General features: G+C 47.9%; 17 protein-coding genes. 11 read left to right on the top strand and 6 right to left on the bottom strand.

Annotated features, from left to right (window positions below; translation table 11 throughout):
- The first annotated feature begins 25 nt into the window (after nt 1-25).
- Genes ACXABW_RS20845 through cydX form a run of 3 tightly spaced genes read left to right on the top strand, consistent with a single transcriptional unit; the run spans nt 26 to nt 2885 of the window.
- A complete protein-coding gene (locus ACXABW_RS20845) occupies nt 26-1621 on the top strand; it encodes a cytochrome ubiquinol oxidase subunit I (RefSeq protein ID WP_252032519.1) in 1596 nt (531 codons plus the stop codon).
- 9 nt (nt 1622-1630) lie between these two features.
- Nucleotides 1631-2767 (top strand): cytochrome d ubiquinol oxidase subunit II, encoded by a 1137-nt coding sequence (gene cydB / locus ACXABW_RS20840; protein WP_457525389.1) that lies wholly within the window; start codon nt 1631-1633, stop codon nt 2765-2767.
- Nucleotides 2768-2777: 10 nt separating this feature from the next.
- On the top strand, nt 2778-2885 hold the full coding sequence (gene cydX, locus ACXABW_RS20835) for a cytochrome bd-I oxidase subunit CydX (protein ID WP_457525388.1): 108 nt from the start codon (nt 2778-2780) through the stop codon (nt 2883-2885).
- A gap of 90 nt (nt 2886-2975) precedes the next feature.
- On the opposite strand, the gene ACXABW_RS20830 is transcribed toward cydX, so the two are convergent.
- Nucleotides 2976-4718, bottom strand: coding sequence for a sensor domain-containing diguanylate cyclase (locus tag ACXABW_RS20830; protein WP_457525387.1), 1743 nt, complete (start codon nt 4716-4718; stop codon nt 2976-2978).
- 367 nt (nt 4719-5085) lie between these two features.
- Here ACXABW_RS20830 and ACXABW_RS20825 point away from each other — a divergent pair, with 367 nt between their 5' ends.
- Nucleotides 5086-5568, top strand: coding sequence for a GNAT family N-acetyltransferase (locus ACXABW_RS20825; protein ID WP_457525386.1), 483 nt, complete (start codon nt 5086-5088; stop codon nt 5566-5568).
- Between the two features lie 73 nt (nt 5569-5641).
- On the opposite strand, the gene ACXABW_RS20820 is transcribed toward ACXABW_RS20825, so the two are convergent.
- The gene (locus ACXABW_RS20820) at nt 5642-6403 is read right to left on the bottom strand and encodes a carbohydrate deacetylase (RefSeq protein ID WP_457525385.1); all 762 of its coding nucleotides are present in this window, start codon (nt 6401-6403) and stop codon (nt 5642-5644) included.
- A gap of 14 nt (nt 6404-6417) precedes the next feature.
- Complete coding sequence (locus ACXABW_RS20815) at nt 6418-7749, bottom strand: 6-phospho-beta-glucosidase (protein ID WP_457525384.1); 1332 nt, start codon at nt 7747-7749, stop codon at nt 6418-6420.
- A 102-nt stretch (nt 7750-7851) separates the two neighbouring features.
- On the opposite strand from ACXABW_RS20815, the gene ACXABW_RS20810 reads away from it, so the two are divergent.
- A complete protein-coding gene (locus tag ACXABW_RS20810) occupies nt 7852-8757 on the top strand; it encodes a LysR substrate-binding domain-containing protein (RefSeq protein ID WP_457525383.1) in 906 nt (301 codons plus the stop codon).
- 41 nt (nt 8758-8798) lie between these two features.
- Here ACXABW_RS20810 and yidZ read toward each other — a convergent pair whose 3' ends face one another.
- Both yidZ and ACXABW_RS20800 read right to left on the bottom strand, forming a co-directional pair.
- Nucleotides 8799-9755: an HTH-type transcriptional regulator YidZ gene (gene yidZ / locus ACXABW_RS20805; protein ID WP_457525382.1), complete on the bottom strand. Its 957-nt coding sequence runs from the start codon at nt 9753-9755 to the stop codon at nt 8799-8801.
- A complete protein-coding gene (locus ACXABW_RS20800) occupies nt 9730-10953 on the bottom strand; it encodes an MdtL family multidrug efflux MFS transporter (RefSeq protein WP_457525381.1) in 1224 nt (407 codons plus the stop codon). The genes yidZ and ACXABW_RS20800 overlap by 26 nt, the downstream gene beginning before the upstream one ends.
- A 208-nt stretch (nt 10954-11161) precedes the next feature.
- Between ACXABW_RS20800 and ACXABW_RS20795 the strand changes: the two genes are divergently transcribed.
- A complete protein-coding gene (locus ACXABW_RS20795) occupies nt 11162-12400 on the top strand; it encodes a DEAD/DEAH box helicase (RefSeq protein ID WP_457525380.1) in 1239 nt (412 codons plus the stop codon).
- 145 nt (nt 12401-12545) lie between these two features.
- Here ACXABW_RS20795 and ACXABW_RS20790 read toward each other — a convergent pair whose 3' ends face one another.
- A complete protein-coding gene (locus ACXABW_RS20790; protein ID WP_457525379.1) occupies nt 12546-13460 on the bottom strand; it encodes a LysR substrate-binding domain-containing protein in 915 nt (304 codons plus the stop codon).
- A gap of 193 nt (nt 13461-13653) precedes the next feature.
- On the opposite strand from ACXABW_RS20790, the gene ACXABW_RS20785 reads away from it, so the two are divergent.
- Genes ACXABW_RS20785 through phnX form a run of 5 tightly spaced genes read left to right on the top strand, consistent with a single transcriptional unit; the run spans nt 13654 to nt 18103 of the window.
- Nucleotides 13654-14745 carry a phosphonoacetaldehyde reductase gene (locus ACXABW_RS20785; RefSeq protein ID WP_457525378.1) on the top strand — a complete coding sequence of 364 codons (1092 nt, stop codon included), beginning with the start codon at nt 13654-13656 and terminating at the stop codon, nt 14743-14745.
- 12 nt (nt 14746-14757) lie between these two features.
- Complete coding sequence (locus ACXABW_RS20780; protein WP_457525377.1) at nt 14758-15603, top strand: phosphate/phosphite/phosphonate ABC transporter substrate-binding protein; 846 nt, start codon at nt 14758-14760, stop codon at nt 15601-15603.
- A gap of 21 nt (nt 15604-15624) precedes the next feature.
- Entirely contained in the window at nt 15625-16440 is an 816-nt protein-coding gene (gene phnC / locus ACXABW_RS20775; RefSeq protein WP_457525376.1) for a phosphonate ABC transporter ATP-binding protein, read from the top strand.
- Nucleotide 16441: 1 nt separating this feature from the next.
- Nucleotides 16442-17242 carry a phosphonate ABC transporter, permease protein PhnE gene (gene phnE / locus ACXABW_RS20770; protein ID WP_457525375.1) on the top strand — a complete coding sequence of 267 codons (801 nt, stop codon included), beginning with the start codon at nt 16442-16444 and terminating at the stop codon, nt 17240-17242.
- A gap of 42 nt (nt 17243-17284) precedes the next feature.
- Nucleotides 17285-18103, top strand: a complete 819-nt coding sequence (gene phnX / locus ACXABW_RS20765; RefSeq protein WP_457525374.1) for a phosphonoacetaldehyde hydrolase — start codon at nt 17285-17287, stop codon at nt 18101-18103.
- The last annotated feature ends 6 nt before the right edge of the window (nt 18104-18109 follow it).

Genomic DNA, 18109 nt, shown 5'->3' with positions numbered 1-18109 from the left:
ACATCAGTAGCGGGAAGGAGTTCTTATGCTTACAGATGTCGTTGATCTGTCGCGGTTTCAGTTCGCGAGTACCGCGCTTTATCACTTTATATTCGTTCCTCTGACCATAGGTTTGTCTTTCTTGCTGGCCGTGATGGAGTCTTTGTACGTCATGACGGGGAAAACCATATACAAAGATATGACCAAGTTTTGGGGCAAACTGTTCGGAATTAACTTTGCCGTTGGGGTTGCCACCGGCCTGACCATGGAGTTCCAATTTGGCACTAACTGGGCGTACTACTCCCATTACGTGGGCGATATTTTTGGTGCGCCGTTAGCCATTGAAGCCTTGATTGCGTTCTTCCTTGAGTCAACGTTAGTCGGGATGTTCTTTTTTGGTTGGGACCGCTTGTCTAAGCGCCAGCACTTATCGGTCACTTGGCTCACGGCTCTGGGATCTAACTTCTCTGGTTTGTGGATCTTGATGGCCAATGGCTGGATGCAAAACCCAGTGGGGGCGGAGTTCAATTATCAAACCATGCGAATGGAAATGACCAACTTTATTGAGGTGGTCTTCAACCCCGTAACACAGGTGAAGTTCGTGCATACCGTGGCGGCGGGCTACACCACAGGCGCGCTGTTTATTATGGGCATCAGTGCGTATTACTTATTAAAGGGCCGAGACATTGCCTTCGCGCGTCGTTCATTTGCCGTTGCCTCAGCGTTTGGTATGGCTGCTATCGTTTCAACACTAATGCTCGGAGACGAGTCAGGTTATGAACTGGGTGATGTGCAGCAAGTGAAATTGGCGGCAATAGAGTCGGAATGGCACACCGAAGAAGCACCGGCTTCATTCACGCTGTTTGGTTTCCCTAATCAAGAAACCATGGAAACGGATTACGCGATAAAAATCCCTTACGTTATGGGCATCATTGCCACCCGTTCGCTCGACGAACCTGTTATCGGACTTCGTGATTTGATGGCGCAAAGCGAGCAGCGAATTCGCTCGGGAATGCAAGCCTATGGGTTACTGGAAGAGCTTCGTTCAGGAAACGATAGTGCCGATAACATCGCAAAATTCGATTCAGTGAAGCAAGATCTTGGTTACGGCTTGCTACTCAAGAAGTACACCGACAAGGTGACGGATGCGAGCGAAAGCCAAATCAAGCAAGCTGCCCAAGATACCATTCCTCAAGTGGCGCCTTTGTTCTGGAGTTTCCGCATTATGGTGGCCTGTGGGGTATTGATGTTCACAATCATCGGCCTGTCATTCGTTCAGGTTTGTCGCAGAAAGCTGGGTTCAAATCGTTGGTTGCTGAAAGCATCGCTGTGGGCGATTCCATTACCATTCATTGCCTGTGAAGCGGGTTGGTTTGTGGCTGAATACGGGCGTCAGCCGTGGGCAATCGGTGAAGTTCTGCCAGTGAACATGGCGGCTTCTAACCTAGCGCCAAGTGAGATTTGGTTGTCACTCGCGTTTGTATATCTGTTCTATACCGCATTTTTAATCGTTGAAATGTATTTGATGGTGAAGTTTGCCAAGCGTGGCCCGAGCGTACTCAAAACTGGCCGTTATCACTACGAAAATACGCCTAGTGATGACAAAAGAAATGACTCACTTGCGCTGATCGACCAGCACTAAGGAAAGACTATGTTTGACTATGAAACCTTACGTCTGTTTACCTGGGCGGTCATCGGGGTACTGCTTATTGGTTTTACCATAACCGATGGCTTTGATATGGGTGTCGCCGCGTTATTACCTGTGATGGGCAAAGACAACCTAGATCGCCGCGTGATGCTCAATTCGATTGCACCTCACTGGGATGGCAACCAAGTTTGGCTGATAACGGCTGGCGGAGCCATCTTCGCTATTTGGCCACTGGTGTATGCGGCTGCATTTTCTAGCTTTTATATTGCGATGCTTCTGGTACTTGCCTCATTGTGGCTGCGCCCAATCGGCATGGATTATCGCGCCAAAATTGATAACCCTAAATGGCGCAAAGCGTGTGATGTTGCTCTGTTTGTCAGTGGTATCGTACCTCCAATAATCTTTGGTGTCGGCTTTGGTAACCTGCTGGTGGGAGTACCGTTTGAACTCAACAACTTACTGATGCTCGATTATCAAGGTGGGTTCTTTGACTTACTGACTCCGTTCCCAATTCTTTGTGGGTTAGTGAGCTTAGCAATGGTGATGACACAAGGTGCCACCTTCCTACAAATGAAGACCAAGGATGAACTGCGTAGCCGAGCTCAAACCATGACGCTGTATGGCGCAAGTGCGACCATGTTGCTGTTTATGTTTGGTGGATTGTTTGCAGCCGCTCATGCGGGTTACCTGATTGATGGCTCTATCGCGGCGGATGCGGTGTCGAATCCACTCAATAAGCAGGTAGTGGCCGTGGCTGGGAACCTGCTGCATAACTTTAGCGATGTGCCATCACTCTGGCTGGTTCCATTCACTGCGGTGTTCAGTTTATTGCTTTGTTTGTGGGCGACCGTTAGCCGCCGTGCTGGCTTAGCCTTTACCATGTCGAGCGTAGCGATTGCATGCATCATATTAACGGCAGGTGTGGCGCTGTTCCCAATGATCATGCCATCCAGCATTAACCCGTCGCACAGCCTGACCATTTGGGATGCGACGTCGAGTGAGAAAACGCTCGGTATCATTTCTATCGTCGCGATTATCGTGGTGCCGATGATTCTGGGTTACACCGCTTGGTGTTATTACAAAATGTTCGGTCGGTTAGATAACGACTATATCCGCGACAACAGTTCGTCACTCTATTAAGGAGATTGGTATGTGGTATTTGTGCTGGGTTCTTGGCATTCTTCTCGCTTGCTCATTTGGTATCATCAATGGCTTATGGAATGAACATACGGGTCGATTCGATGGTGAAGAGTTCTAACAGGCCGATAAGCTAAAGATAAACGCCCTCAAAATTAGAGGGCGTTTTAGTGTTTGATTCGATGGTTTAAAAGAGGAGGCTCTTTCCTGCTTACTTAGCGAAGTCGACAGGATCGAGCTCAGTGCCTTTCGCCTTTTTTGCAGAGGGTTTGTTTGCCTGTTTTAGCTCAACCAGTGCCGCGTCGGACTTGTTGGTATGAATGGCTTGGCTTCGGCCATTATTCTTAGCTTGGTAAAGTGCAGTGTCAGCCGCTTTGATTAGCTCGGTAGTGGATGCATTGAGATCAGGGTAGGTGGTAACACCAATAGATACACCAAGTTGACCAAGCGATAACCCTTTCATGTCTAGATGCAGCTCTCGCACCTCTCTGACTATTTCGTCTGCAAGGGCAAGGGATTCATCTATGGTGCAATTTGGGCTGATGACAGCCAGTTCTTCTCCACCTAGGCGGCACGCCACATGCTCTTCTCCAATGACTCTTTTAAGCAGATTAGAAACTTCTTTTAGCACGTAATCACCTGCATCGTGACCGAAGTTGTCGTTAAATCGCTTGAAGTGGTCGAGATCAAGCATTAACAGTGACAGAGGCGTTTGGTCTGCACTCGATTTAGACCACTCGTTGTCGAACACTTCTTCAAAGTAACGACGGTTGAATAGACCCGTAAGTGGATCGCTGAGTGCTTGAGAGCGGAGTTTCTCTTGCAGGCTTAAGTTCGCCAGTGCTAAGCCTAAGTGCTCGGCAATGGTAAATGCGAGCTGCTTAGTTTCTTCGGAGACGGTTTTCACTTCCTGACCAAAATAAAGGTGGTACATACCTACGGTATTACCGTGTGCAGTTAAAGGGATACAAAGGGTGAGGCCTTGGTCTTCGCATTGGCTCATGTGGCTACAAGGCAGGTGATGATGTTCATCCGCTGATAAATGGTATTTACCCTTGCGAAGTGCCCAACAATCATGGGGAGCGTAGATCTTATTGGCTGGCCAATCGCCACCCCAATCGAGCTTCACTTCCAATTGGTTACGCGATTCACGCATGATGGATACACAGCCATTAATGTCACCTAAGATGCGAGGGATGATATCGGCTACAACGGTTTGTGCTTCTTTGATGTTGTTACATGCAGCTAGCATGTTGGCTAGGCGATGGAGTAGCTCGATTTCTTGGGTGCTGCGGCGAATCCGTTCTTCTTGTTGGTCGCGCTCATTATTGATCAGAAACAGCAGGCGGCGGTTAGAAACCCAAGATGAGAACACCAGGATCACTAGTGAGCCAGCTAAAAGCGCAAAAACGATCAGCTGTAACTCTTTCGCCATCGAAGTCAGTGTGGTCATCGGCATGGCTAATCTGAGCACGTAGGTTGAGTCGTGACCATGCTCATCCGGTGGCAGTTCTAGCTTCTTGGCGACATATAACATTTCTTGGTTAACGGTAGAGCTGTAATGTTTAGCTATCCCATGAACGCCAGCCAATGCTGCGATCACCTCTGGGCGTGAACTGTGGTCGTCAGTATTGGCAATTTCGCGCCCGTTGAGCTGTGAATCCCCTAATACTTTGCCACTGCTGTGAATGATGGTGAATCTACGCCCGACACCAGCTTGAGAAAGGGTATCCAAGAATTGGTCAATTTCTGTGGTGCTCATGTCGTACAAGTCGAGGTTTTTTTCCTGCACTTGATGGGAAACATCATCGACTAAATTGAGCATATAACCGCTAACTATTTGGGTTAACCAATCGTCTAACGTTTTATTATAAAAGTAGCCCCCAGCCAGCATAGAAAGTGCAAGGGTGATGATCGGAAAATATTGAAATTTAGCGAACGATTTTTTTTTCATAACAGCCCCGCAGATCACCTAGCATTTGCTTGTTTATTTTCACCTTACTTATGGTATGGTTTTTCTTTATAAACAAGCCTTTATATAAACATTTAATTCTTTAGTTTAGACGGAATATTTGGGTTTGCATTATCGAGTTGATATAAAACTCATTTATTATGGTGCAAGGTCAAAAATTGGAGGCGCAGACCCTAATTTTTTACAGCTTGAATCACGTTTCAAGGTTATTAGAGGCTGTTGAACTTTCGAGCTGATTTTTGCAGCACTTACTCTTTTTCTTATTCATATTTTGCTTTATAACGAATACACCAACACTGAGTATTTTGAGGGCGTGTAGAGCAACACGCTCTAACCAAGGAGAGCCTCGATGGGCGTAGAAATCGTCAAAATATCACCACAACACGACAGTGATGTCTGCCAAATCATCAAACAAGTTGGCCGAGAGTATGGTGCTGTCGGTGACGGCTTTGGGCCATCGGATGCAGAAGTGGAGTGCATGAGTCAGTACTATACCGAAGAGCATCGCAGCTTATATTTAGTCGCGTTGGTAAACGGTGAAGTAGTCGGGGGCTGTGGAGTGGCCCCATTTGGCGATGTAGAGGCGACCTGTGAGTTGAAAAAGCTCTTCTTGCTCGAGCAAAGCAGAGGCTTGGGCTTAGGTAAAAAGCTCACATTGGCGTGTTTAGAATATGCCAAACAGCAAGGTTTTGAACGTTGCTACTTAGATACTTTGTCTAACATGGATTCGGCCATTCGACTCTACGAACACCTTGGCTTTGAACATCTAGAACAGCCTTTGGAAGGCACGCTTCATAACGGTTGTGATGTGTGGATGATTAAATCGCTGTAACGAGTACCACTGTGATTTCCATCAATGAACAAGCTCCGCAACTAGTGCGGGGCTTGTTCTTTAAGTGGCTATATTACAAATCATTAAAGCTGATGCATTGAATCTTCTCGACTTCCAACCAGTGCTTTAGTTCTGGTGAAGTGAGTATTTGCAACTCTTCTAGCCTTTTATCTGTATAGCCTGTGAGTGAGCATAGCTCTTCGGTTACTTGATTTGCTGGGTGACACATAAGCTCCACGCTACCGCTCGGTATTTGCGATTTGTAAGCCGATAGAATGGCTTTCAGGTGCTCCATGGTTGCGCCATTGTTGAAGAATCCGAGCTCAAACACGTCAGGTGTTTTTACGTTGAGAGGATCTTGCCCTGCCACAATGGAATCAACGCGTCTTACCGGAATTTGTACGGTGTTTGCAAACTGAATGAACGCCTGTTTGAGTGCTGGGTAGATACCACCAAAGTGATGAGTGTCAATATGAGTCAGCTTAAAGCCTGCTTTCAATGCAGCATCGTATTGGGCTTGGAGCTCATTGTAGACTTCTTTAGGGCATACATCGGTTTTTTTCAGCAAGACGGACTTGGCTAAGAAGTCACCATTTTCATCAACCAAGCTTGCGACTTGCTCTGCTGGCAGTAACGGTTTCCCTGCCGTGACGGTAAAGTGCAACCCGACGTTGGTGACTTTACCTGCTCGGTATAGCTCGGCAGCATGCTGCGTGCCGGGCTGGTTCATCATTACTGTGGTCGACTGAACAATGCCAGCTTTGAAGCAATCAACAATGGCATTATTAACACTTTCCGTTAAACCGAAGTCATCGGCGTTCATTATCAGTTTCATGGAGACTCCTCGGCTTATTGCTCCAATATATGTGCGAATGCTGGCATAAATTCGATGTTCTCTCGAACGGTTTCTCTCAGCGCATCGTCGATGTGTGTACCAGCGTCGACAATTGGGTTAAGAATCAATGCTCGTTTGGCTGCATTAATGTCGCCAGTCATCGCCGCCTGAACCGTTAAGGTCTCGAACTCTTTCATCAATTGAATCAGCCTTAGAGTATCTGTAGGGAACGGTTCAACGTTGAGCGGCAGAATTTCACTGCTGGTAATAACCGCGCTGACTTCAACCGCACAATCGTCTGGTAGACCTTGGATTGCGCCGTTGTTGCGAGTGTTGACGTGCATGATAGTACGTTTGTTGTTGTAAATACTGCTCATTAGCTCACAGGCTGCTTCAGAGTAGTAAGCACCGCCACGCTCTTCTAAGATTTTTGGTTTAGTGTCTAAGTTTGGATCGCGGTAGATTTCCAGCAGTTGTGCTTCGACTTTCGCAACCAAATCAGCGTGGTTTGATTTCGACTCTGAGGCTTCAAACTCTTTATTAATGATGTCGCGTGATTGGTAGTAATAACGCAGGTACGCACAAGGCACCATGCCCATGTCGCGTAGCAAGTCAGCATCCCAATTGAATGGAGGGATGTTTTTCGGCGTCATTTGATCATTGCCTTGCAGCAGCTCTTCAAGAACTTGCTCAAGTTTATCTTCACCTTTATGCAACACTTTTCTTGCCCAAACCAAATGGTTTAATCCAGCGATTTGCATGGTGATGTCTTTTCGTTCGACATCGAGCATCTTCGCTGCGCCACGTTCCATATTGACGGGCACATTACACAAACCGACTGTTTTGATGTTTGAGTAGCGAGTGAGTGCTTCGGTCACCATGCCTGATGGATTGGTGAAGTTCAGTAACCATGCGTTCGGGCACAATTCTTCCATTTCTTTGGCAATTTCAAGTGCGATTGGAATGGTACGGCAGGCATTCGAAAAGCCGCCTAGGCCATTGGTTTCTTGGCCAATCATTTTGTATTTTAGCGCGATTCGCTCATCACGAAGGCGGGCTTCCATACGCCCTGCACGAAACTGAGAACAAACAAAATCCGCATCTTCGAGCGCGGCTTTTCTATCGGTCGTAAGGTGAACGCGGATCTGGCAACCTGCTTTGGCAATCATACGTTCAGTTAGGCTGGCGATGATGGCTGCCTTTTCCATTCCTTCTTCGATATCGACTAACCAAAGATCCGAAATTGGTAGTTCATGAGAACGAGTCAGCAAGCCTTCAACTAATTCTGGTGTATAGCTAGAGCCACCACCGATAACGACAACTTTTAAGTTTTTTTGTTTTGCCATGCTATTCACCTTATTGATATTGGATTACATGGCTTAATTTATATCGGTGTTATACTAGTCGACAAACGAGTTATCCCTTTTATAAATTAGCTGAGTTAATGCATGAGTATTCTTTCCAATCGACAGCAACTTTTGTCATTGCTGCATACTTTTAGTGTTGCCGCGAAGCACTTGAGCTTTACCCTTGCAGCCAATGAGCTGTTTTTGACTCAAGGGGGCGTGAGCCACCGAATCAAAAAACTCGAGCAGCAACTGAAGTTCCACTTGTTTGTGCGCAAAACTCGTCGTTTGGAACTGACTCCTGAAGGGGAGCGCGTACTGGCGATGCTAAACACGTCGTTCGAGCTGATTTTTTCAGAGTTGGAAGATATTCAAAGCGGTGAGTTAAGTGGTGAACTTTATATCGGTACGTCTGGCTATTTTGCCTCTGCTTGGTTGCTGCCGAGGTTAAGCTCCTTTCGTAAGCTATACCCAAACTTGAGCCTGAAATTGCAGACTAAACAGAACCGTTCGGATTTTCAGTTTGATCCCTACGATGTGGCCATTTTCTATAGCGAAGGCCGTTATCCCAACCATCACAGCGAGCGCCTGTTTGCTGGCATTCGTACGCCCGTTTGTTCGCCTCAGTATGCGAAAGACCACGGTCTGTTAGACAGTATCGACAATCTGCGTAATGCGAATTTTATTCATAGTGGATCGCGTAATGCGTGGCCACATTGGTTGCAAGAAGTTGGGCTCGATATCGACAGTGTGTCGGGAAGCGATCTGTACAGCTTTAACGAGCAGGCCATTGATGCGGCTCGCTACTCCATGGGGGTCGCACTTGGCAGAATGGAGTTTGTGCAACCGATGCTCGATAGCGGGCAGCTGGTTGCGCCATTTGACTCAATTGATTCAGGCAAAGGCTACGATCTAGTGTGCCCACAAGGAATGCAGCACCGAACCAAATTTCAGGTATTTTCTAAATGGATTCATCAGCAAGTTGCATGTGATACGCTGCCTGACTAACCGCTTGTCGTATTCAGATAACCAGCGTTTGGGGCGTTAATCTACCCATTGCAATACAAGCTTTTAATTGTATCTCTGAGCCACTGAATCTTGGGGTTTTGATTATTGCGTTTGTGCCAAATCATCGTAAACGGAATATTGAGTTTGTGCTGCTGCTCTTCATTAATCGGAATAGGCAGAGCGACGAGGTTTGGGTGCAGTTGTTTACAATACCGTTGGCAGTACTTTGGTGCGGTAGTGATCATATTGTGCCCCGGCTTTTCTGCGACAAACAGTGCTTGCTCAAAACTCGCCATGGTGAGGTTCACGTTACGGTGCTGGCCAAGCTCTATCAAAATATCATCCAATGCCCAGCTTTCGCTTTTTTCCCACGTTACGTTGATATGCGGATAGCTCAGAAAGGTTTCCAAGCTCCATTCTTGCTGTAATACAGGGTGGTCGTTTCGTACGTAAACCAAAGGTAAGTCGGTAAAGAGCACCTCAAAATCAATGAAGTAGGGCAGTAAATCGAGTGACTCTTTAGAGCGCGGGTGGCTTTCTCGGCCAGTGAAGCCGATATCGACTTCGCCTCGAGTGATGGCATCGAGTGAGTCGTAGTCCCAGTTGTGGAATTTCACTTTAGAGTCAGGGTAGGTGTGGTGAATTCGCGATGTGAGTTCATCAACCATGATCAGCGAGAGGGGCGACTCTACCCCTAAGTTAAAGCGCACTCCGCTTGGTGCTTCGTCGCCTCGGCGTGACACTATCTCGCTGCCGATTTGTAGCCAATCAGATAGGCTGGCTTCCATGCTGCTGGCCAGTGGTGTTGGACGCAGCCCCTGCGGGGTATTCACAAACAGTGGGTCATCAAACCAATCACGCAGTTTCGCCAAAGACTTACTCACCGTAGAAGGCGTCACACTGAGCTTTTTAGCGGCTTTGGTGACACTCTGCTCTTGCAACAGCAATTGCAGAGTGAACAACAGGTTTAGGTCAAGGCGTGCAAGAGATCGTTTCATGGCCATCGCTACGTGGTTGATTTGACACTAATACTATTAGAGTCAAGCCGATAGCGCCACCGGCAGCCAGTGCAATCACTAACATCGCAATAGCCGACACGCCTAACATGCCCATCAACCATATATACACAGCTGAAAAACACACCTGAGAGATGCCTAATGTAGAGCTCGCCAAACCAGCGCGCTGGGCAAATGGGCTTAGCGCTTGGCTCATTGCAACGCCAAAGCCAATCGAGAACCCCATGCAGAGGATCGCAAATCCAGCTAAATAGAGGGTCGAGCTATCGCCATTCAAGTGAGCCGCAAGAATGACGATAGCCGACGCGATAACTAGGCTCTGCGACACAAGCAGAATGGAGCGTTGCTTGAAGTACGACAATGCGAACGGCGCTGAGAATGATGTCAGCATGCTGACAAGTGCAGTGAGTGCCATCGTGGCGGAGTATTCACCGCGTGAAAAACCAAGTATTTCCATCAAAATCATCGGTGAGGTGTTCACGTAAGTCAGAATCGCGGTAACGCCAAGTGAGGTAACAAGTACGCGAGACATGAACATAGGATCCGTAAGAGATTCATTGCTCTTCGAATCTAGCTTTGTTGCCAAGCCGTTTTCCTCGGCTGCTTGCAAAGACGGTTTGCGGGCTTTACTTGGCAACGTTTCTTTGAGAACGAACGTCGCAATGAGGCCAACCAGAACCCCCATCGACGCCATGGCAGTAAACAACACTGGCCAAGGGAATTTAAGCATAATCAGGTGGCCAATCACTGGTGCAATCACAGGGATCACACAGGTAATGCCGTTGAGCATCGACAGCACCTTAGCGCGCTTTTGATCGTCTAGCGTGTCGCGCAATATGGCGAACGCTACGACATAACAGCAGCCCGCTCCCACACCTTGGAAGAAGCGCATCATTAGGAAGCTTTCGCTCGACGTAGTAGCCCCTCCAAACCAAGATGCAACCGCAAATACCAATGCACCAAACATGGCAACCGGCTTACGTCCAAACCGGTCAGCGATGCGTCCAACAACTAACATGGTTGCTGCCATTCCCGCTAAATAAATTGAGAAAGCAATATGCAGTTGCGACTCTGTGGCCGATAGGTCGGCCGCAATTTGTGGCAAACCCACTAAATAGAGGTCGATGGCCGTTGGATAAAGCAATACAAGTGCAAAGCTGCACAAAAGAAATCGGGACATACCCACCTCACTGAAATCAATTGAATGTGAGGATAATAGGTGAAATCACGGCAATAGGCGTGTTGCCATTATGACAACAGGTATTTCCATTTACGACATGGCCGAGCCGAACGCTAATCCTGTATTTTTGTGTCAGTTACAATCAATTGTGATACAGTCCGCGGCTATATTTACAAGTTCTCCTGCCTCCACGCTAAGGGCCAACTCCATGTCATTTTCCACTCTCTCATTGAGTTCTGATGTTATTCACGCTCTACCAAAAGAGTTCAAATCACCGACAGACATTCAGTGTTTGGCGATTCCAGAGCTAATGAGCGGGGCAGACGTCTTGGCGCTGGCCAATACTGGTAGTGGAAAAACTTTAGCGTATGGATTGCCTTTACTAGAAAAGCTTAAGGTAAACGCCGAGCAGCAAGGGTTGGTATTGGTGCCGACGCGTGAACTCGCCACTCAAGTGACAGAAGCGATTAACCAAGTTGGTAAATCGCTTAAACTCAATGCGGTGTCTTTGTGTGGCGGCGTCGACAAAGCGCTGCAACAACAAGCGCTTGCTGAAAAACCGAGTATTTTGGTTGCAACCATGGGGCGCTTGGTGGATTTGGCAAACAGTGGCCTGAGTCTGAGTCAGGTGCAGTACCTTATTTTAGATGAAGCCGACCGTTTGCTCGATATGGGCTTTTGGCCAGAGGTACAAAGCATCGCGCTGCAAACCTCTACAAAACGTCAAACTGCGATGTTCTCGGCCACGTTTTCTGATGAGTTAAAGCAAAAAGCGAAGCAATTGATGCATGCGCCAAAGCAACTCGCTGCCCACCAAGAATACAGCACCAATCAGGATATTGCCGAGACACTGTATCTTGTCAACAAAGGCAGTAAAACCAAGGCGCTGATTGAGCTCATCAAGCAAAATGAATGGGCTCAGGTGTTGGTATTTATTGGTGCCAAAGAGAATGCTGATGGCTTGGCCAAGAAACTTAATAAGGCCGGAATAGCGGCCAATGCGCTGCACGGTAATAAGAGCCAAACAGAGCGAGAGGAAGCGTTGCTTCAGTTTAAATCTGGAAAGACACAGGTATTGATTGCAACCGACCTTCTCGCTCGTGGTATTCATATTGAGCAGTTGCCCGTAGTGGTGAACTTTGAGCTGCCAATGCATGCAGAAACATACGTTCACCGCGTGGGGCGTACTGCCCGAGCAGGCCAACTGGGCGTTGCGATGTCGTTGGTATGTCATGGTGAAATGGAGGCATTAACAGCGATTCAAAGCCTCACTCAACGTGAACTGCGTCTGCAAGCGTTGGACGGTTTTCCTGTGACCGACAAACCGTCGACGGGCGAGAGTAAGCGTGCCCCGCGCGATAAAAAAGCCAACCGCCGAACCAACAGCAAAAAAAGCATCAAGCAGTTTCAAGGTAAGTCCAAGCGTTTGGCACCAAAGAAGTCTTAATAGAATCGCTTAAATTTACATTGTAAAGCGAGCCGTATGACACCCGATTTGGTATCTTGCAGGTAGGGAAGATGAGGCCATCAAGTGGGCTAATTGAGCAAAAACACTTGATGAAACCCTCTAGATTAGCTTTGCACAATATCTGTTACTGCTCTGCGCGGCGATGATGGTGTGTTCCCGAGAAATTTGGCTCACCGACTACCGAGCTTGCAACTAACTGCTGCATAATTTTGATCACCGGTAGTTGCTCTAACTCTTTAAGATGAATCAAATACGACTTCGACATGGTTTCTAGGTCGGAAATTTTTACCATGGCAATGTTCGGGTGAGGCTGAAACTCATGCAACCCGACATAGCTAATACCTAGCCCATAAATACTGGCTTCTCTTACCCCTTCTCGGCTGTCGATTTCGAGTTCACTGTGGGTGACAATGCTTTTTCGCACCAACTCATCTTCTATGATCTTGCGGGTGGTAGAGCCGGACTCTCGATGAATAAGTTTTACTCCCTCTAGCTCGGCCAGTGTTATTGAATCACGCTCAGCCAATTTGTGAGTGTTCGGAACAACCAACACGACAGGCTGCTCTGCCACTTTGGTTGAAACAAGCTTGGGGTTAGGGTCGCGATACGCCAGCATGCCGATTTCTAGCTCCCCGCTTAACACGCCATTACGAATTTGATACGAGCCTCCGGTGCGAATCTTTACGTCGATATCGGGGTAATAACGTTTGAATCGTTCAATCAGTGGCAGTACCGCCGCTGGGCTCACTGCCCCAACATTAAATTGCCCCACTTTGAGTGAACCGCTGGCTTCCAGTAGCTTTTTGGCGCGCTCTTGTAGTGAGAAGAGCAGCCGAGTCTGTTCATACAGCTCTTTGCCTGTGTCGGTGAGGCGGTTGTTGTTGCGTTGCCTGTGAAGCAGCACCACATTGTATTGCTCTTCAAGGTCACGAACTTGCGCGGTAATCGTAGGCTGAGAAATGTTGAGCGCCTCTGCCGCTTTAGCGAAGCTGCCCAGTTTCGCCACGGTGTGAAAAGAGCGTAATTGCGTGTGCTTCATTGCGTTTCCTAACTGACGTTGCTGTCCATATTTCGGTATTTAGCGGCTTATCGCCATGCCATATACCGTTAAAAACGAGCTTCGATTTTTTCTATGTTAGGAGTGATTAAATAGTATTTTCATTAAACATTAGTGTCATTTTCATAAATTAAAGTTTGCACATCGAAACGAACAAGACACGAGAAACACAACGATGTGGCAATTTCACAACCCAGTCAGTATTAGCTTTGGACAAGACGCGCTACCTGCTTTGGAAGCGGCGTTACATGGGCGTAAGTACGCAATCGTCACTTACGATCATCCTTATTTTGATGAGTTAGCGGGGAAGATTCTAAGCTCTGTCGCGGGTGGCCAATCCGTATTCAATCAAGTCTCTGAAAATCCAGATATCGCCGACTTACCTGTGATCTGCGACGCCTTTTCAGCGCACCAATCCGACGTGGAAGTGTTAGTCGCCATTGGTGGCGGCTCGGTGATTGATACCACTAAGGCATTGGCGGTCGCTAAGTCGAACGCAGGGGTAATTCGTAACGTTCTGGTGGAAGGTGAAGTTGTTGCCAACCCGTTACCTATGATCGTATTGCCGACAACCACGGGTACTGGTAGCGAAGTAACCTGCTGGGCAACTATTTGGGATAAGGCGTCAAACAAGAAGTTTTCTCTGAGTGACCCAAGCTTGTATCCAGAAGCGGCGATTTGCGACCCGAAATTAACTCTAGAACTGCCTGTTTCGCTAACGGTGCAAACTGGGTTAGATGCCCTTTCCCATGCAATGGAGAGTATCTGGAATCGTAATTGTAACCCTGTGTCACTGATGTTTGCACAGCAAGCGATCACTACGATTCTTTCAACGCTCCCTGAGCTGGTTAAGGCACCAAGCAACCTGCAATTACGTAGCCTGATGATGCAAGGCTCACTCAATGCTGGTTTAGCGTTCTCGAATACCAAAACATCCATATCTCACAACCTTTCTTATGCGGTCACACTAAGCAAAGGGCTACCTCATGGCATTGCATGCTCATTTACTTTGCCTGCGGTTCTGGCTTCGTTCTCTCATTCAGATTGTGAAACTTCGGTGCACCTGCGCACGGTGTTTGGCGCAGATCTGAACGCGGCGGCGCAAGAGCTCGAAACATGGATTCACGCATTAAACGTACAAACTCAACCAGAAGATTATGGTTTTACCCGCTCTGAGTGGAAGCAAGTGGTTGAAGACGCCCTGCAAGGTGAGCGCGGTAAAAACTTTTCTGGTTGTTCCAACCAACTGATGAATATTTTCTTTTAAAGGTAACGGATTATGAACACGAAAAAATCACTGCTGAAATGGTCTATTGCGGCCAGTGCTGTACTCGCTTCTTTGTCGGTACAGGCATTAGATGATCTCAAAATCGCGCTGATTCCTTCAGAGGATTCACGCGCGATGATCAAACAAAGTGAAGTGCTGATTAATGGCTTGAGCGAGCAATTGGGCGTTGAAGTGGAAGGCTTTGTCGCAACCGACTACAACGGTGTGATTGAAGCATTGCGAGCTGGCCACGTCGACATTGCTTACCTTGGTCCATTTTCGTATGTGAAAGCCGCGGAAGTTGCCGATGTTGAAGCGTTTGTGGTGGCAGAAACCGCCAAAGCGGGTGATGTGGCGTACCACAGCCAAATCATTGCACCTGCGAACGCCGACGACATCAACCAGCTGTCGGATCTAAAAGGTAAGAACTTTGCGTTTGTTTCACCGACTTCGACTTCTGGCTACGTGTTCCCTTATGTTGGGCTACGTAGTGAAGGGATTGAGCCTCGCCAGTTCTTCGCCAACGTGGTGTACACCGGCGCACACGATGCCAACATTCTTGCTGTGAAACATGGCCGAGTGGACGCCGCTACCGTTGCCGACCGTATTCTTAACTCTGCGGTAGAGAAGGGCATTATTGGCAAAGATGAGTACAAAGTGATTTGGCGTTCTGAATCGATTCCAGAGTCGCCAATGGTGTGGCGTAACGATATTCCAGAAGCCGATAAAGCGCGTATTAAACAGGCGTTCTTATCAATGAAATCAGTGCAATTTGGTGACCAAGGCATTGTGAATCGTTATGTCGAAACTAATGATGCAGCGTACGATCCAGTGCGCGAAGCGGCCAAATTTAAGTAGCTGCGGAGCTAAGGAATCATCATGTTAAAGATAAATAACTTACACAAGTCCTACGGCGACAATCAGGTACTACGAGGCATCGACCTAACGATCAACGAAGGCGAATTTGTGGTGATTTTGGGCCCATCGGGCGCGGGTAAATCCACACTGCTACGTTGCATTAACCGACTCACCGAAGCGACAGACGGCGAAATTGAACTGAACGGCCACAATATCGCTCATGTAAAAGGCAAAGAGCTGATCAAAATTCGCCAGTCAGTCGGAATGATTTTCCAGCACCACAACCTCACTAAGCGATTGTCGGTACTGAAAAATGTGTTAGTTGGCCGTATGTCTAACTTACCGTTTTGGAGCTGCGCATTGCAGCTGTTTCCTAAACAAGACATCGACATTGCCAAAGAGTGTTTAGACCAAGTTGGCCTTGCCGATAAGCAAAACGCTCGTGCCGATAGCCTAAGTGGCGGCCAGCAGCAGCGCGTCGGTATCGCGCGAGCACTGGCGCAAAATCCAGAGCTAATGTTAGCCGATGAGCCAGTCGCGAGCCTCGACCCTAAATCATCACGCAAGGTGCTGACTTACATCCAAAACAGCTGTAAGCAGCGCAACATCGCTGTGCTGTGTAACTTGCACCAAATCGATTATGCGATGGAGTTTGGCGAGCGCATTGTGGGCCTATCGGAAGGCAAAGTCATTTTTGATGGGCTGCCAGAAGACCTAACGCCAGACATCGTGAGCCAAATTTACTCCGGTTTAGAAGACGACAGCATCAGCCAGCTTGTATTGCGCATGGCTGAAAAGCGCCGTCAGCAACGTATCCAAGCAGAAAAGGTGGCTTGAAATGAAATCTAGCAACTTACAGTTTATTGCCAACCCACCTAAGAAAGGCTGGTGGATTCTGATCCCAATCGTTGTAGCTACTTATGCGCTGCTGCATTGGTCGGCCATCGGTGCCCGCATGGATGTCTCTTCGTTGGTGAAAGGCTTGCCTTGGATTTGGGATTTCCTATCTCGCATGTTGCCACCAAACCTAGGTTACATCAGCGAAAGCCTAATTGGCCCTGCGATTCAAACTCTGCAAATCGCTTTGTGGGGAACGGTACTTGCGGTTGTGCTGGCGCTGCCAGCTAGCTTTCTTGCGGCCAAAAACGTCACACCTAATATGGCGGTATACCATTTCTCGCGCCAAGTTCTGAATGTTCTGCGTGGTATTAACGAGCTGATTTTGGCACTTATCTTTGTGGCTGCGGTAGGGCTAGGGCCTTTTGCTGGTGTGCTAGCGCTATCTCTGCACGGCGCGGGCATGGTGGGTAAATTCTTTGCGGAAGCAATCGAAGAAATGGACCAAGGCCCAATTGAAGCCATGAAAGCATCGGGCTGTTCTAAGCTGCAAATTATTTTATTTGCTGTGCTGCCACAAGTGTTTCCGAACTGGATCAGCGTCATCTTGTATCGCCTTGAAGCCAACATCCGAATTTCGGCGGTACTGGGCATGATTGGCGCAGGCGGAATAGGCTTTGAGCTGATGACCTCAATGAAGATGTTCGAATACGGCGATACAGCGGCTTGTGTACTGGTGATTCTGGCGTTGGTGTTCTCGACTGACATTATGTCGGCAAAGTTACGCCAAATGATTCGATAAGCCCTAAAAACTGAAATAACAAAGACATTAAGAGTAAAGACAATGAACAAACAGATTGAAGCGGTTATCTTTGATTGGGCAGGAACAGTTGTAGACTTTGGTTCTTTCGCACCCACGCAAATTTTTGTTGATGCATTCCAATTGGCCTACGATTTTGAAATCTCGCTGGCAGAGGCTCGCGGCCCAATGGGGATGGGAAAAATCGACCATATTCGTACGCTGCTAAACGATGAGATCATTAGCGAACGTTGGGTTGCTCAATTTGGTGAACGCCCAACCGAGCTGCATGCTCAAGATATCTACCACACCTTTATGCCACTGCAGATAAAGCAAGTAGTGAAGTTTGCCGAGCCGATTGACGGCGCACTAGAGTCGGTGGCTTTCTTGCGTGAGAAGTCGATCAAAATCGGCTCATGTTCTGGTTACCCTAAGCCAGTAATGGATGCGTTAGTTCCGGCAGCCCGCGAGCACGGCTACGCGCCAGATTGTGTGGTTGCGAGCGATGAGATTGCCGCAGGCTCTCGCCCAGGCCCATGGATGGCACTCAAGAACGTTATTGATTTGGGTGTAACACGCGTAAGCAATTGTGTGAAGGTAGATGATGCCGTAGCGGGTATTCACGAAGGCTTGAATGCAGGTATGTGGACGATTGGCCTATCAGTATCGGGTAATGAATTTGGTGCAACGCCAGAAGCGTTCCAAGCAATGACGGCCAGTGACATTGAACTAAGAAAACAAGCAGCAGAAAAAGTGCTGTACGCCGCTGGCGCGCACTACGTAATCGAAACCATTGCTGAGCTACCTAAGGTCATCGAGCACATAGAAGCGCGAATCAAAGCAGGGGAAACTCCATTGATGTAAGCGCTA

The organism is Vibrio paucivorans, assembly GCF_054053395.1.
This window is presented reverse-complemented; position numbering and strand designations above follow the sequence as displayed.